Source organism: Amycolatopsis sp. NPDC051903, from assembly GCF_044452505.1.
Classification (GTDB): Bacteria; Actinomycetota; Actinomycetes; order Mycobacteriales; family Pseudonocardiaceae; genus Amycolatopsis.
The window spans coordinates 317,288-332,896 of record NZ_JBITBT010000003.1; the positions used below are offsets into that span (position 1 = coordinate 317,288).

Genomic DNA, 15,609 nt, shown 5'->3' on the forward strand with positions numbered 1-15,609 from the left:
CTTCCCTGCTCGGCCCATCACTCGAGCACGCCCGTGGGCTTGCTCGCCGGACGGCCCCACGCGGATTCGTCCTGGCTCAGCAGGTCGGCCATCGTCCGTTCGGCTTCCTCGTCCTCTTCGCCGTCAGCTGCTTCGGCACCGTCCTCTTCGGACTCCCCCGGCTCCGTGGCGGGCCCCGGGGCGCAGGTGGGCATCTCGTCGCCGAAGAACGGCACGCCGTCGCCACCCTTCACGCGCTGGTACGTCCCCAGCTGCGGTGTGTCCTCCTCCGCGGTGGCCGGGCGCCACGGTTTGTCGGAGCGCTCGACGAGGTCGGTCACGAAGTCGTCTTCGCGCTCCTCCTGCTGCGCGAACAGCGACGAGGGCAGCAGGCCCGGCAGGAACTCCTCCGTGCCGGTGTCCCACGCCGAGGTGTCCTCGACCTCCGCGGCCTGGACCACGGCGATGCGCACCTCGTCCGGCTCGCCGCCACCGACGCCGCCCTGCGGCACTTCCTTGTCCTGCTTGGCGTGCGGGGCCGGAGCCGGCGCGGGCGTGCCGCTCTGCGGCGCGGGTGAGCCGGCCACGCCCCAGCCCGCCTGCACGGGCGGCACCACGACCGGGACGTCGCTCGTCGCCCAGCCCGAGGACGGAGCCGGAGCCGGTTGGTCACCGGGGGAAACCACCGGGCCGGGCCCGGTTTCGGCGGGCGGCGCGGACCACGACGCCGCGGTCGCGGCCGGGGTGTCCGTGACCACGGCCGGTTCGCCGGCCGGCGCCTGGTCACCCGTCCACGGCTGCGTGCTGCCGTCGAGGAGGCTCGCGGACTCGGGCCGGCCGGCCGGCGTCGCCGCGGGCAGCGGGCCGGCGCCGTTCTGCGGCGCCGCGACCACCTGCGGCGCGGGGGTACCGGGGCCGTCGGGCGCGGCCGGGGTGTCCACCGTGGACAGTGGCGGTGGCGCCCAGTCGGCCGCCTTCGACGGTGGGGTGTCCCCGGCCGAGTTCGGGTCGCCGACACCCGCGGACGGGCCGGCGTGCCACGCGTTGTCCACCCCGCCGAGCAGGCCCGACGAGTCGGGCCGGTCAGCCGCCGCCGTGTTCGCGGCGCCCATCCCGCTGCCCATGCCACCCGGCGGCATCATCGGCATCCCCGGCGTCCCGCCGCCGCTCGTCGCCGGCGGGTTCGCGGTGTTCGGGTCCGCCAGCGCGTCCGGCAGGTCCGGCGGCACGAGGTTGGTGGAGTCCAGGCCCTTGACGTCGCCGGCACCGTCGCCGATGTCGCCACCCGCGCCGGGCGGCGGCGCCCACGACGCCGCCTTGAGCGGCGGGGTGTCCCCAAACGCGTTGGGGTCGCCGATGCCCTTCGGGACGTCCGCGAGCCACGGCTTGTCGACGCCACCGAGCAGACCCGAGGAATCCGGCCGGTCGGTGCCCTGGTTGGCGCCCAGGCCGCCCATGCCGCTGCCCGTGCCACCCGGCGGCATCATCGGCGTGGTCGGCGTCCCGCCACCGGCCGTCGCCGGCCCGTGGTTCGCGTTCGCGGTGGGGTCGGTCAGCGCGTCCGGCAGGTCGGGCGGCGGCACGAGGGCGCTCGAGTCGAGCCCCTTGATCGAGCCGGGACCGTCACCGCCGGCACCACCGAGGCCGGTGTCGCCGAGACCGCCGCCACCCGTGCCGCCCGGGTCACCACCGGCGTCGGCAGGCGGCGGCGCCCACGAAGCGTGGCTCAGCGGCGGGGTGTCGCCGAGCGAGTTCGGGTCGCCGATGCCCTTCGGGATGTTCGAGAGCCACGGCTTGTCCACGCCACCGAGCAGGCCCGACGAGTCGGGCCGGTCCGTGCCCTGGTTGCCCAGGCCACCGGTGCCGCCCATGCCACCCGGCGGCACCATCGGCGGCGGCGTGATCCCGCCGCCTTTGGTGTCGCCGCCCGTGTTCTGCAGGGCGGGCGGCAGGTCGGCGGGGTTCAGCGCGTTGTTGGTCAGGTTGTTGCCCCCGAGCCCGGTGCTGCCGGGCGGCGGCGAGATCGCGGGCGGCTTGATGTTGCCGAGCCCGCCACCGGCGCCGTCGCCACCGGACCCACCGGTGTCGCCCAGGCCGGGGCCGCCCCCGCCCTTGACGTCGCCGGGCGGCGGCGTGAGGGCGGGCGGCTTGATGTTGCCGAGGTTGCCGCCGGTGTCGCCCGGCGGCGGCGTCAAGGCCGGCGGCTTGATGTTGCCGGTGCCGCCGCCCTTCGGGTCGTTGGTGCCGCCGCCGCTCGAGCCGGGTGGTGGCGGCAGGTTGGGCGAGCTGAACGGCGGGGTGAGGTTCTGGCCGCCCGGGCCGTTGCCACCCGTTGCGCCGTTGTCCCCGCCCGGGGGCGGCGGCAGGTTCGGCGAAGTCAAGTTGTTGAGGCCCGCGCCACCGGGGCCACCGCCACCGGCCGAATCGAGGTTCGGGTCCGACACGGCGAGGTTCTTGAACGGCGGCGGGGTGCCCCCACCGCCGGAGCCACCGGTGTCGCCGGGCGGCGGCGGGATGTTCGGGGGCGGCACGTTGCCGCCGGCGCCGCCACCGGTGTCGCCGGGCGGCGGGGGGATGTTGGGGGGCGGCACGTTGCCGCCGGCGCCACCGCCGTCACCACCACCGCTACCGCCGGGGGGCGGCGGGATGTTCGGGGGCGGCACGTTGCCGTCGCCGCCACCACCGTCACCACCGGGCGGCGGCGGGAGCTTGCTCGGGTCGGGCGTCGGCGGCTGGCCGGGCGGCGGCGGGGCGTAGCTCGCGGTCGCGAACGTGTTGTACTTCCCGGACAGCGTGTTGCCGACCTGGCGCATGTCGTTGGTCATCATGTCGACGGCGTCGGGGAAGTCCGCGATGTGCGCGCGCCCGTCGTTGAGCGTGTGGCCGCGGGCGTTGACCTGCGCGGCGTAGTAGCTGTCGATGTAGCGCAAGGTGTTCTGCGCCCACTGGAGGTACGCGGCGGAGTTGACCAGCTGCGTCGGGATGTCGCGCGCGCCGCCTCCGCCGTCGCTGATCATGTGCACGAGGGCGTCGAACTTCGCGGCCAGGTTGTCGGTCATGACCTTGAAGTTGTCGGCGGCGGTGCCCTTCCACGGCCCGTCGTCACCGACGAGGGCGGCGGACTGGTCCTTGATGGCCTGGGAGATGGCGGCGAGGTTCAGCTGCGTGGTCTGGAAAACGCCGGCGGCCGCCTGGAGCGACTGCCAGTTGACGTTGCCGTAGGCCCGGTCCAGGTTGTCCTGGCCGCCGGTCATGGCACCACCGCCGAGGATCGCGGCCTCGATCTGCTTCCACGTCATCCCGTCGAAGTCCTTGCCGGGGTCGCCGGTCGTGTTGGCCGACGGACCGCTGCTGGAGTCCGGCCAGATGCCGTGATCGTCTTCCTGGAACCCGTGGCTGTTGTTCGGGTTGGTCGAATCGCCCATCTTCCCTCGTCCGCCTAGAACCTGGGACCGCCGCCCCCGTGGGCCCGGTCAGCTCTTCGAATTGCCCGCGTTGTTGATCTCGTTGTCCACGGTGCCGAAGTACGTCTTGTACTTGTCGACTTCCATGTTGTTGAACTCGTCCCGGTCCTCGTAGTCCTTCGCGGCCTTGTTGGCGGCTTCGGCTGCGTCGTGCATCGCCGGGATCAGGTCCTGGATGGCGCTGCGCACCTTGTCGCGCGTGCCACCCGAACCGACGATCGGGTTGATGATCTTGTTCTGAGCGGTGGCGAAGATACCCGGCTTCACGGTGATGCCGTCGAGCTGGTTGGGCAGGTCCTTGATCGGGCCGTCGGCGAGGGTCTGCATGTTCTTCGCCCACACCTTCATCGCCTCGGTGTTGACCGTGGTGACGCCCTTGCCGGGGTGGTCCGAACCACCGGGCACCGCGGGCGGCGTCGTGACGTTGCCCTGGGGGATCCACTGGTCGTGGACGTCGGGCGGGTTCTGGTCACCGGGGCTCTTGAACGCGCCGCTCGTGGTCGCCGGGCCGTGGTCCCCCGTGCCGTTCGGCAAGGAGTCGGTCACCGTCTTCGCGGATTCGAAGACGACGGGGTCGAATGCCATGACTGCTCACTGTCCTTTCAGGTCTGCGGACCCGGTGGGGACACCTGGGCGCGGCAGGCGGTCCGCCGCGCCCCAGGAGCCCGCGACACCGGCGTCACTGCACGGCGAAGCGCTGCGCGTTGCCCTGCTCGGTGGTGTGGGTGCCGTCGTTGATGTTCTGCAGCGTCGCGGCGGCGTGGTCGAGCGCCTGCGGCAGCGACAGCGCCAGCTGGTGGCAGTAGGTGTAGGCGGCCTGGAACTCGTCGGCCGCGACACCGGTCCAGCTCTCGCGCTGCGAGTCGATGGTCTTCTTCATCTGGTCGAGCAGCTCGGTGATCTGCTGCGACTGCTGCTTCGCGGACGCCGTGGTGGTGCCCATCTCGGTGAAGTTGATCGTGAACTGGCCGAGCGCCATGAGGATTTTCCTTTCCTGCGGACGAAAGTGGGAGGGGGACGATCACATACCGGGCAGGCCGCCGCCGATGGCGCCCGCCGCGGAGTTGACCGTGGCCGTGTTGTCCGAGTCGCGGTGGTCGTACTCGTTCGCCGAGGTGTTGACGTTCCCGGCCAGCTCGGTGAGCTTGTCGACGATCTTCTTGACCGTGCCGTGGAACTCCTGCATGGCGCCGGCGAACTTGACCTGGCTGTCGGCGCTCCACGTGCCGAAGAGGCTTTCCATGGTGGAGTTGACCTGACCGTCGACGCCCGTGATGCCGTCGCCGGTGCTGGTGATGGTCTGGGCGCCGGAGCGCATCACGGTTGTGTCGACATGGGCACCGTCACGCGAAGCCATGCTCTTCTCCTCTGGTTGGTTGTGTTTCGATTTGTCGACATGTAGTCGAAGCTGCACCGCCCACACGGAGTCGTCCGCGAGGACAGAACATCGCGATTTGCCGTGACGCCGCTTCACACTTCCGAGCTCGAGAAGGCTGATTCGGAGCCGGCGAGGTAACGGTAAGTGAGCTGCCGACCGCGCGCGCAGCATTGTTCCCTTATGGACACGACGTCGCGGACGCCGGGGCAATCGGACAATCGACAGGACAATCGCGACGTCAGGCAGCAAGACGGGGCTTCAGCCGAGCGGATCGGCCGGCCCGTTGCCTCTTTTTCCGCCGAGGTCTGCATGAGAGGCCATGACCCGGAACTGTCGGTGCGTCCCCGTAGAGTGCCAGCCGTGATCGAGCAGCTGAGCATCCCGACCGAAGCAGGCACTTTCGACGCGATCGCCTCCGGGCCGGAGGACGGCCGCCCCGTGCTGCTGCTCCACGGCTTCCCCGAGGCCGCCGTGGAGTGGGAACACCAGGTGGCGACCCTCGGCGTGCTCGGTTACCGCGCGGTGGCGCCCGACCAACGGGGGTACTCGCCGGACGTTCGACCGGAACAACCGGCGGAGTACGGTATTTCTACCCTGGTGGACGACGCCGTGGCAATGGCAGACGCGTTGGGGTGGCAGAAGTTCGACCTCGTCGGGCACGACTGGGGCGGGGCCGTCGCGTGGTGGACCGCCGACGCCCACCCGGACCGGCTGCGCAGCCTCGCTGTGGTGTCCACCCCGCACCCCGCCGCGCTTTCGGCGGCGCTGAAGACCGACGAGGACCAGCACCTGCGGTCGGCGTACATGACGGAATGGCGGTCGACTCCGGCCACGGAGCGGAAGATGCTCGCCGAAGGAGCGCGTGCGCTGCGCGACATCTTCGACCGCCGCGTGCCGCCGAGCCGGATCGACGAATACGTGCAGCGCCTGACGGAACCGGGTGCGCTCACCGCCGCGCTGAACTGGTACCGCGCCGGCCGCCCGGGCGGGAAGATCGGCAAGATCAGCGTGCCGACGCTGTACGTCTGGTCCACCGAAGACGTCGCCTTCGGCTCCACCGCGGCGCTCGACACCGGCAACTGGGTGAGCGGGCCGTACCGGTTCGAGATGCTCGAAGACGTGTCGCACTGGGTCGCCGAAGAAGCCCCCGAGGCCCTCACCGCGCTGCTCGTGGCTCACCTCGGCAGCCGCTGATCGAGGAGCTTTTGGTGGCACGGGGGGATTGTCCGCCGACATCTGTCCATTTAGAACCGTTGCGGAAGAGCGTTCACCCGGGGTGGGCCGGGTTTTGCTGATCACGGACCCGGCCGCCGGACGGTGCGGCCGCCCGGTCCGATTCGGCCGCCGGTTCACCCGGGCCGCGCGACAGTGACGGACGGTGCTCGCCGCCGGGCGCCCGGCGCGCTGTCTATCTACTTTGGACAGATGGGTTCACCCGAGGCGGGAAGCGGCGCGCCCCGACCGTCACGGACCGTGCCGTTCCACCACCCGAAACGGGAGGAACGGCCGGGCCACCCGCCTCGCGGTACCCCTCACGGGGAGCGCTGGTGTTCAGTGGTGGCGTGGACACCATCACCGAACCCGAGTCCGAGCACGTCGTTTTCGTCACCGAGGACGGGGTACCGACGGGCGAGACCGGACCGAAGCTCGCGAGCCACCACGCGGACACGAAACTGCACCTCGCGTTTTCGTGTTACGTGCTGCGCCGATCGGACCAGGCGCTGCTGATCACGCAACGGGCGCTGGACAAGAAAGTGTGGCCGGGCGTCTGGACGAACAGCGTGTGCGGGCACCCCGCGCCGCACGAGTCGCTGCCCGACGCCGTGCGCCGGCGCGCGCGGTACGAGATCGGGCTGCCGGAACTCGAAGACCTGGAGTGCGTGCTGCCGAAGTACCGGTACCGGACGCCGCCGTTCAACGGGATCGTGGAGAACGAGTTCTGCCCGGTGTTCGTCGCGTGGGTCGAGGGCGACCCGGAGCCGAACCCCGAGGAGGTCGGCGGCTGGCGGTGGCTCTCGTGGCCCGGCTACGCACAGTTGCTGGCCGACGATGAGGCGAACGTGAGTTACTGGGCCAAAGACCAGTTCGAGCAGCTCAAGGACAAGAAGCCCTTTTCCGCCTTGGGATAGCGGGACTTCGGTGCGTGACAACGCCGCGGGCTCGTCGTCCACTTGAGCGATATTCGCTTTCGCGCGTACCGATGACTCAAGACGCCACTCCTTTACGACGACAACCAAGAGGTGGCGGAGGTGGGTGTGGCGGCCGAAGACGAGTTCACGGCGAGCACCTCCGCGGCCTCCGGACCGGATCTGCTGAGCCTGCACGAGGCCATCGCGCGCATGTTCGCCGAGCGGGGTGACTGGCGCCGCGCGTACGAGCACCTGCGATCGGCGCTCGACATCGCGCGGGCCGGCAGCCTGCGCGACCCGCTCACCTCCAGTTACAACCGCCGGTACCTCGACCAGCGGCTGCCCGGGCTGCCGGCGGGGCGCAGCCTCGCCCTCGCGCTCATCGACCTCGACCGTTTCAAGCACGTGAACGACACGTACGGTCACCTGCTCGGCGACCGCGTGCTGTGCCGCGTCGCCGACCTCCTGCAGGAAGAGCTGCCGCCGGACGGCTTCTGCGCGCGTTACGGCGGCGAGGAGTTCGCGCTCGTGCTGCCGGGCGTCGACGCGTCGAGGGCGGTGCGGATCGTTGACGCTGCGCGCACGCGCGTCGCTCGTCACCCCTGGTCGGAACTGCAGCCCGGACTGAGAGTCACCATCAGCGCCGGGCTGGCGCACGCTTCCAGCGGCCCGGCGGGCCGCGTTTCCGCCCAGCGGCAACTGCTGCGCGCCGACAACCTGCTCTACGCGGCGAAGCGCGCGGGACGCAACAAAGTCGCCTATCACGACCGCGAAACGACGCGCGTCATTACCCACTCTGAGTAACGTAAAGGCCGTCGCGCTCCCCATTGCCGAACCCGAGCTTCACCTGTTCGTCCCCTTCAGGCCCTTTCAGGTCGACTCATGGTGAAGAAATTCGCGGGAGGGTGTCGTCACGAACGGCGGGTATCCGTACGATAACGAAATCCTCCCGGGGAACGACGTGTCCTGGGAGAGCTGGAGCGAAAGGCGCCGCCGCCGGTTCACACGTTGGCTGAAGTGCGAAAGGAGACTGAGTGCCCGACGAGCGTTACACCCCCGGCACCGGTCGCCACTCGGACAGCGGTACCCCCCGCCGCCGCCGCTCCCTCGACACCCAAGGCGGCATCAGCGTCTCCGACGTCGTCGCCCGCCACACGGGCGAACGCCCCGTCTTCGAAACCGAGGACGCGGACCCGGGCTCGCGACGTGCCGAACCAAGCTCCCACCTGTCTGCTGACAACGGGTCACGGCACGCTCCCGCACCCGGCTCCCGCCGCGCCGCCGCGGATGCACCCGACTTCGGCTCCCGCCGCGCCGCTGGCAATGCACCCGACTTCGGCTCACGCCGTGCCAACGGCGACGCGCCCGATTTCGGCACCGAACCAAGCTCCCACCTGTCGGCAGACAACAGCTCGCGCCACGCTCCCGCACCCGGCTCACGCCGCGCCAACGGCGATGCGCCCGATTTCGGCGCCGAACCAAGCTCCCACCTGTCCACGGACAACGGCTCGCGCCACGCTCCCGCACCCGGGTCCCGCCGAGCCAACGGCGAAGCACCCGACTTCGGCGCCGAACCAAGCTCCCACCTGTCCACGGACAACAGCTCGCGCCACGCTCCCGCACCCGGCTCCCGCCGCGCCGCCGCGGATGCACCGGACTTCAACTCGGGTTCGGCCCGGCGTGCGGCTCCGGATTCCCCTGACTTCGGCTCGCGCCGCGCCGACGGCGATGCACCCGACTCCGGCTCCCGCCGGGCCAACGGCGATGCACCTAGTTTTGGCGCCGAACCGAGCCCCCACCTGTCCACGGACAACGGCTCGCGCCACGCTCCCGCGCCGGGCTCGCGCCGCGCCGCTGGCGATGCACCCGATTTCGGTTCGGGCGGCGCCCGGCGTGCCGCTCCGGACTCATCTGACTTCGGCTCCCGCCGGGCCACCGGCGACGCACCCGATTTCGGCGCCGAACCGAGCTCGCACCTGTCTGCTGACAACGGCTCGCGGCACGCTCCGGCGCCTGGCTCCCGCCGAGCCGATGGCCCTGCTGCGCGCGGGTCTCGCCGGGCCGCCGGGCCCGATGTCGAGTCGGGTGGGGGCCGCCGGGCGGCCGACTCCGGGTCGCGGCGCGGGGGGTCTGGGCCGTCGATCCCCGGTGGCCTGTCGCCGCAGGTCCAGCGGCAGCTCGACCAGCAACCGCCGCCGCGCAACCGCCGCGCCCGCCCCGACGACGATGATCCGCCCGCCGCACCGCCGGCGGGCGGCCCCTTGCCACGTGCCTCCCACGCGGCCGACGCGCCGCCCGAACCGCCCCTGCCCCGCGGCCCGCGCCGCGCGGCTCCGGAGCCGCCGTCGCAGCGGCATTCGTCGTCGCAGCCACTCCCGACGGGCCGCCGTCACGCCCCCGACGAAGGCCCGGACTTCTCCGACCTCCCGGCCACCGACACCGGCCGCCACGGCACCCCCGACCTGGGCCCGGCCCCAGCCGACCCGGCGCCGAACGGCCGCCGCCGCGCCACCGGCCCCCACAATCTGCCTTCCGGCGACCCGCAGAACGGCGGCCCCCAGCCCCGCAACGGCACCGGCTCCAGGCCTGGCAATGGCGACGGCCCACGCCCGAACAGCCTCCGCCCGTCGCCCGGCCCCCACGGAGGCCCCCCGCCCGACGCGATCAGCGACCGCCTCGGCGGCGACCCCGCCGACCGCCCGAACGGCCTGCCCGGCCCTGACGCCGGACCGAACGGCAACCGCACACCCAACGGCCCGAACGGCAACCGCGGCCCCGGCGGCATGCCCACCCGCGACGGGATGCCAGGACCTGACGACGATGGCAGGCCCAATGGCAACCCCGGTCCGAACGGCAACCGCGGCCCCGGCGGCATGCCGACCCGCAACGGCATGCCCGGACCCGACGACGATGCCGGGCCCAATGGCAACCCCGGCCCGAATGGCAACCCAGGCCCCGGCCGCATGCCCACCCGCAACGGCATGCCAGGACTCGACGACGGTGCCAGGCCCAATGGCAACCCCGGTCCGAACGGCAACCGCGGCCCCGGTGGCATGCCCACGCGCAACGGCACGCCCGGACCCGACGACGGTGTCGGGCCCGATGGCAACTTCGGTCCGAACGGCAAGCGCGGCCCCAAAACCGGCCCCCATGGCGTGCCACCCCGCAACGGCATGCCCGGACCCGACGGCGTTGCCAACCCCAACGGCAACCCCGGCCCGAATGGCAACCCAGGCCCCGGCCGCATGCCCACCCGCAACGGCATGCCGGCACTCGACGACGCTGCCGGGCCCAATGGCAACTCCGGTGCAAACGGCAAGCCCGGCCCCGGCGGCATGCCGACCCGCAACGGCATGCCGGTACCCGACGACGGTGCCGGACCGAATGGCAACCCCGGCCCGAATGGCAGTTCGGGCCCCGGTGGCATGCCCGTGCGCAACGGCATGCCAGGACTTGACGACGGTGCCGGGCCCCATGGCAACGCCGGTCCGAACGGTAAGCCGGGTCCCAGGACGGGGCTGAACGGCGTGCCCGGGCCGGACGCGCTTGCCGGGCCGAATGGCAAGCCGGGGCGGAGCGGCAAGACCGGGCCGCACGGCGTGCCAACGCGCAACGGCATGCCGGGGCCCGAGGATGGTGCCAGGCCGAATGGCGAGGTTGGGCCGTATGGCAAGTCCGGTGGTCAGACGGGGTTGAACGGCGTGCCCGGAGCCAACGGTGCTCCGGGGCCGAACGGCAAGCCGGGCCCCAATGGCAAGCCCGGGCCCAAGACGGGCGCCCATGGCGTGCCGGGGCCGGACGCGCTTGCCGGGCCGAATGGCAAGCCGGGGCGAAGTGGCAAGACCGGGCCCAATGCCGTGCCAGGACCCAACGGTCCGGGCGGCGCGGACGGCATGCCGGGCCAGAACGGCAACCAAACCTCGAACCGGGTGCCAGGCCCGAACGGCAGCCAAACCTCGGACCGCGTGCCAGGCCAAAACGGCAGCCAAGCCGCGAACGGTGCGCCGGGGCCGAATAACAAGTCGATCGAGACTGTGCTGGCGGCGGAGGGCGCCGAGGCGGGTGAAGAGGGCGGCGAGCGCACGAAGCTGACCCCGCCCGTGAACGGCGGCACCGACGGCACCGCCACCAACGGCAACCGGCCGCCGAAACAGCGGCGCACGCCCGCGCGGCCCGCCGGGGTGCCCGCGCGGTCGGAGCTCGATCCGTTGACCATGACGGACGAGATGGAGGCCATCGACGAGGCCACCCAGTACCGCAGGAAGATCGACCACTCCCTGGCCCGCTTCTCGGCCGCTCACGACGAGATGCTGGCGGAGGAGGACAAGCGCCGCGAGCGGCTCACGCGGCTGACGGCGCGGCCGGCGGCCCTGTTCGAGCAGACGCGTACCGCGTTGCAGCGCGTCGTGGCGCCCACGGGGATCCAGCGGGCCATCAAGGCCGAAGACCTCGAAGAGGACGAAAACTCCGAAGAGCGCGCGCCGCAGACCCGGCTGCAGGAGAAGAAGCAGCGCCACAACGAGCGCGCCATCCGCATCGGCCGCATCACGATCATCGTGCTGGCGATCCTCGTGTTCATCGGCACGGGCGTCGCGTGGGGTGCGGTGAACTGGTTCGACGCGAAGTTCACGCAGGTGTCCGCGCTGGACGAGAACTCGTCCGACATCCAGAACGCCGAGGCGCAGGCCAACGACGAGAACTTCCTCATGGTCGGCTCCGACAGCCGCGACGGCGCGACGGCCGAGGAAGGCGTCGGCACCGCCGACAGCAACCCGGGCGCGCGCTCGGACACCGTGATGGTCGCGCACGTGCCGGCCGACCGGAAGCGCGTGGTCGTCGTCTCGTTCCCGCGCGACCTGGAGATCGACCGGCCCGACTGCAACCGCTGGGACCCGGCGAAGTCCGCGAACACCGACGAGGTCGTGTCCGGCGAGAAGATCGCGAAGCTCAACACCGCGTACGCCGTGGGCGGCCCGCAGTGCGTGACGAAGGTGATCCAGAAGATCACCGGCCTGCGGATCAACCACTTCGTCGGCATCGACTTCAACGGCTTCAAGGACATGGTCGACGCGGTGCACGGCGTGACCATCAACAACGAGCAGCCGATCGACGACGAGGTGCTCGGCAAGGTCCTGCTGCAGACCGGCGACGTCACGATCTCCGGCGACCAGGCCCTCAACTACGTCCGGGCCCGCCACGTGAAGGGCGACCCGACGTCGGACTACGGCCGCATCAAGCGGCAGCAGTCGTTCATCGGCGCGCTGCTCAAGAAGGTCATGTCGTCCGACGTGGTGCTCGACCCGGCGAAGCTGTCGGACTTCATCACGGCGTTCGCGAAGGCGACGTTCGGCGACAACCTGGGTGTGCAGCAGATGATGACGCTCGCCCAGTCGATGCGCGGAGTCGACCCGTCCAAGATCAACTTCATGACCGTGCCCACCACGGGCACGGCGAACAAGCGCGGCAACGAGGTCCTCGTCGAGTCGAAGACCGACTCGCTCTTCGACGCCCTGCGCGACAACACCCCGCTGCCCGGCGACAAGGCCGCGGGCCCGTCGACGACCGCCGCCGACGCCGGCAACACGACCAAGGCCGGCTCCGGCCAAGCCAAGACCAGCACCGCGGGCTGAGCCGCGGGATTCGTTAGGCCGGGTTCACGCACGGTTCACCCGGCGATGAGGCATTCGGACAAGGCGCGTCGTAGGGTGTGTCCATGCGTGAGGCCTACCATGTCGAACTCGATTCGCTCGCCGAGAACCTGGCCGCCATGTCGGCTCAGGTGGCGGATGCCATGGAGCGCGCGACCAAGTCGCTGCTGGAGGTCGACCTCGCCCTCGCGGAGCAGGTGATCAGCGACGACGCGAAGGTCGACGACGCGCGCGCCGAGTGCGAGGAGCAGGCCTACGCGCTGCTCGCCCTCCAGGCCCCCGTCGCGACGGACCTGCGGACCGTGCTCGCCGCGATCCACGCCGCCGAAAGCCTCGAGCGCATGGGCGACCTCGCCCTGCACGTCGCCAAGGCCGCGCGCCGCCGCCACCCCGACCCGGTGCTGCCGGAGTCGGTCAAGCCGTACTTCGCCGAGATGGGCCGCGCGGCCGTGAAGCTCGCGCGCCAGGCGGAGCAGGTCATCAAGTCCAAGGACGTCAACGCCGCCAAGGACCTCGAGGCCGAGGACGACCAGGTCGACGACATCCACCGCCACCTGTTCACGGTCCTCATGGACCGCGAGTGGCCCTACGGCGTCGCCGCGGCCGTCGACGTCACCCTGCTCGGCCGCTTCTACGAGCGCTACGCCGACCACGCGGTGTCGGTCGCCAAGCGCATGATCTTCGTGGTCACGGGCCGCATGCCCGGCTACGACTCCGACGAGGACCTGAACGTCTGACCGTCCACTTCGGGCACGTTCCGCCGAAGGGCCGCCTTCCCACTGCGGGTTCCAGGAGTCGTTGCAACGCTCCAGTTCGGGGGACGCGATGGGCTTCGAGATCCGCGGGGATCGGACACCTCAGGGACGTGAGCGGCTGAGTCGGTAGCGTGCTGCACATTTTGATCTTGTGCGGCAGGGCGTGAGCAGTAAGCAAGCGTGCCGGATCGTCGGGATCGATGTCCGGACCGGTCACAAGTGGCGCAACGGCAGCGTCGCCCGGGGTCGTATCGCGGGGCACCACCAGCCACCTCGGTGGCACCCCGGGCGTGCGGGGCCGCCACCTCAACGAGGATGAGCGCACCCACACCGCACCTTCGTCGCCACCGAACTCAACCAACGCCCACCCAAACGCTCGGCTGGGACAACCCAGCCGAGCGCCTCGCCTGAACTCCTCAACCAAGCCAATCAACCAGTCGTGTTGCAACAACAACCCCTGGGCCGCCTTCCCACCGGGAGGCGGCCCTTTCCGTTACCCACCAACGGAAACGGCCCCTCCGTCCACACCGGACGAAGGGGCCGTTCTTCTCGACGGCCGATCAGCCGAAGCGGCCCGAGATGTAGTCCTCGGTGGCCTTCTCGTCCGGGTTGGAGAAGATCTTCTCCGTGTCGTTCAGCTCGACGAGCCGGCCCGGCTGGCCGACGCCCGCCAGGTTGAAGAACGCCGTCTGGTCGGACACGCGCGCCGCCTGTTGCATGTTGTGCGTGACGATGACGATCGTGTAGTCCTTCTTCAGTTCGCCGATCAGGTCCTCGATCGCCAGTGTCGAGATCGGGTCGAGCGCGGAGCACGGTTCGTCCATCAGCAGCACGTCGGGCTGCACCGCGATGGCGCGCGCGATGCACAGGCGCTGCTGCTGACCACCCGAGAGGCCGCCGCCCGGTTTGTTGAGGCGGTCCTTGACCTCGTTCCACAGGTTGGCGCCCCGCAGCGCGCGCTCGGAGATCTCGTCGAGCTGCTTGCGGTTCTTGGTGCCGCCCAGGCGGAGGCCGGCCACGACGTTGTCCTTGATGGACATCGTGGGGAACGGGTTGGGGCGCTGGAACACCATGCCGATCGTGCGGCGGACCTGCACCGGGTCCACCGCGGACGCGTAGATGTCCTCACCGTCGAGCAGCACCTCGCCGTCGACGCGCGCGCCCGGGATGACTTCGTGCATCCGGTTGAGCGTGCGCAGCACGGTCGACTTGCCGCAGCCCGACGGCCCGATGAACGCGGTGACGTTCCGCGGCGGCACGGCCAGGGTGACGCTGTCCACGGCGTGGAACTTGCCGTAGTAGATGTCCAGGTCCTTGACGTCGATTCGCTTGGCCATGACTCACTTCTTCTTCGGGGCGACGATGCGGGAGATCACTGTGGCGAGCAGGTTGATGATCGCGATGATGAGCACCAGCGTGAGCGCGGCGCCCCAGATGCGGTCGAACCCGACGCTGCCGGGGTCGATCGAGTTGGTCGCGCGTTCGTTGTTCATCAACAGCGGCAGGGCGGCCTGCTCGCCCTCGAAGATGTTCCAGTGCACGTAGGACGAATAACCCACGAGCACCAGCAGCGGAGCCGTTTCACCCATCACGCGGGCCAGGGCCATCATGACGCCGCCGATGATGCCGGACAGGGCCGTGGGCAGCACGATCTTCATGATCGTCTTCCACTTCGGCACGCCCAGCGCGTAGGACGCCTCGCGCAGGTCGTCCGGCACGATCCGCAACATCTCCTCGGCCGAGCGCACGACGACCGGGATCATCAGCAGCACCAGGGCCAGCGACACGGCGAAACCGCTGCGCGGCAAGCCGAGCGTGGTGATCCACAGCGCGTAGATGAACAGCGCGGCGACGATCGAGGGGACACCCGAGAGGATGTCGACCATGAACGTGGTGGTGCGGGCGAGCTTGCCGCGGCCGTACTCGACCAGGTAGATCGCCACCAGCAGACCGATCGGCACGGCGATGATGGCGCACACGAGACCCTGCAGCAGGCTGCCGATGATCGCGTGCAGCACGCCACCACCGACCTCGTCCGGCAGCACCGAACCGAAGTCCTCGGACCACCAGTTCGAGTACGGGATGCGCCTGATGCCGTCGACGACCACCGTGTACAGCACCCACACCAGCGGGATCACGGCGACGAGGAACGCCAGCCACACCAGCACCGTGGCGAGCGCGTTCTTGGCCTTGCGGCCGGCGCTGACCTGCTGGAAAGCCGGAGTGGTGGCGGGACGTTCGAGCGTGCTGGTCATG

At 70.8% G+C, this 15,609-nt stretch carries 11 protein-coding genes; 5 read left to right on the plus strand and 6 right to left on the minus strand.

Annotated elements, in window-relative coordinates; translation table 11 throughout:
• Window positions 1-17 precede the first annotated feature (17 nt).
• The 4 genes from ACIA77_RS09060 to ACIA77_RS09075 form a co-directional block, all read right to left on the minus strand.
• Window positions 18-3,404 carry a hypothetical protein gene (locus ACIA77_RS09060; RefSeq protein ID WP_395885248.1) on the minus strand — a complete coding sequence of 1,129 codons (3,387 nt, stop codon included), beginning with the start codon at window positions 3,402-3,404 and terminating at the stop codon, window positions 18-20.
• 48 nt (window positions 3,405-3,452) lie between these two features.
• Window positions 3,453-4,028, minus strand: coding sequence for a hypothetical protein (locus tag ACIA77_RS09065; RefSeq protein WP_395885249.1), 576 nt, complete (start codon window positions 4,026-4,028; stop codon window positions 3,453-3,455).
• Window positions 4,029-4,122: 94 nt separating this feature from the next.
• Complete coding sequence (locus ACIA77_RS09070; RefSeq protein ID WP_395885250.1) at window positions 4,123-4,422, minus strand: WXG100 family type VII secretion target; 300 nt, start codon at window positions 4,420-4,422, stop codon at window positions 4,123-4,125.
• Window positions 4,423-4,464: 42 nt separating this feature from the next.
• Window positions 4,465-4,800, minus strand: a complete 336-nt coding sequence (locus ACIA77_RS09075) for a WXG100 family type VII secretion target (protein WP_395885251.1) — start codon at window positions 4,798-4,800, stop codon at window positions 4,465-4,467.
• A 381-nt stretch (window positions 4,801-5,181) separates the two neighbouring features.
• On the opposite strand from ACIA77_RS09075, the gene ACIA77_RS09080 reads away from it, so the two are divergent.
• The 5 genes from ACIA77_RS09080 (at window position 5,182) to phoU (ending at window position 13,335) form a co-directional block, all read left to right on the plus strand.
• A complete protein-coding gene (locus tag ACIA77_RS09080; protein ID WP_395885252.1) occupies window positions 5,182-6,015 on the plus strand; it encodes an alpha/beta fold hydrolase in 834 nt (277 codons plus the stop codon).
• Window positions 6,016-6,383: 368 nt separating this feature from the next.
• Window positions 6,384-6,950, plus strand: coding sequence for an isopentenyl-diphosphate Delta-isomerase (idi, locus tag ACIA77_RS09085; protein WP_395885253.1), 567 nt, complete (start codon window positions 6,384-6,386; stop codon window positions 6,948-6,950).
• Between the two features lie 111 nt (window positions 6,951-7,061).
• A complete protein-coding gene (locus ACIA77_RS09090) occupies window positions 7,062-7,754 on the plus strand; it encodes a GGDEF domain-containing protein (RefSeq protein ID WP_395885254.1) in 693 nt (230 codons plus the stop codon).
• A gap of 3,377 nt (window positions 7,755-11,131) precedes the next feature.
• The gene (locus ACIA77_RS09095) at window positions 11,132-12,580 is read left to right on the plus strand and encodes an LCP family protein (RefSeq protein WP_395885632.1); all 1,449 of its coding nucleotides are present in this window, start codon (window positions 11,132-11,134) and stop codon (window positions 12,578-12,580) included.
• Between the two features lie 83 nt (window positions 12,581-12,663).
• On the plus strand, window positions 12,664-13,335 hold the full coding sequence (phoU, locus tag ACIA77_RS09100; protein WP_395885256.1) for a phosphate signaling complex protein PhoU: 672 nt from the start codon (window positions 12,664-12,666) through the stop codon (window positions 13,333-13,335).
• Window positions 13,336-13,913: 578 nt separating this feature from the next.
• On the opposite strand, the gene pstB is transcribed toward phoU, so the two are convergent.
• A complete protein-coding gene (gene pstB / locus ACIA77_RS09105) occupies window positions 13,914-14,690 on the minus strand; it encodes a phosphate ABC transporter ATP-binding protein PstB (RefSeq protein WP_395885257.1) in 777 nt (258 codons plus the stop codon).
• A 3-nt stretch (window positions 14,691-14,693) separates the two neighbouring features.
• Window positions 14,694-15,608, minus strand: a complete 915-nt coding sequence (gene pstA, locus ACIA77_RS09110; protein WP_395885258.1) for a phosphate ABC transporter permease PstA — start codon at window positions 15,606-15,608, stop codon at window positions 14,694-14,696.
• Between the last annotated feature and the right edge of the window lies 1 nt (window position 15,609).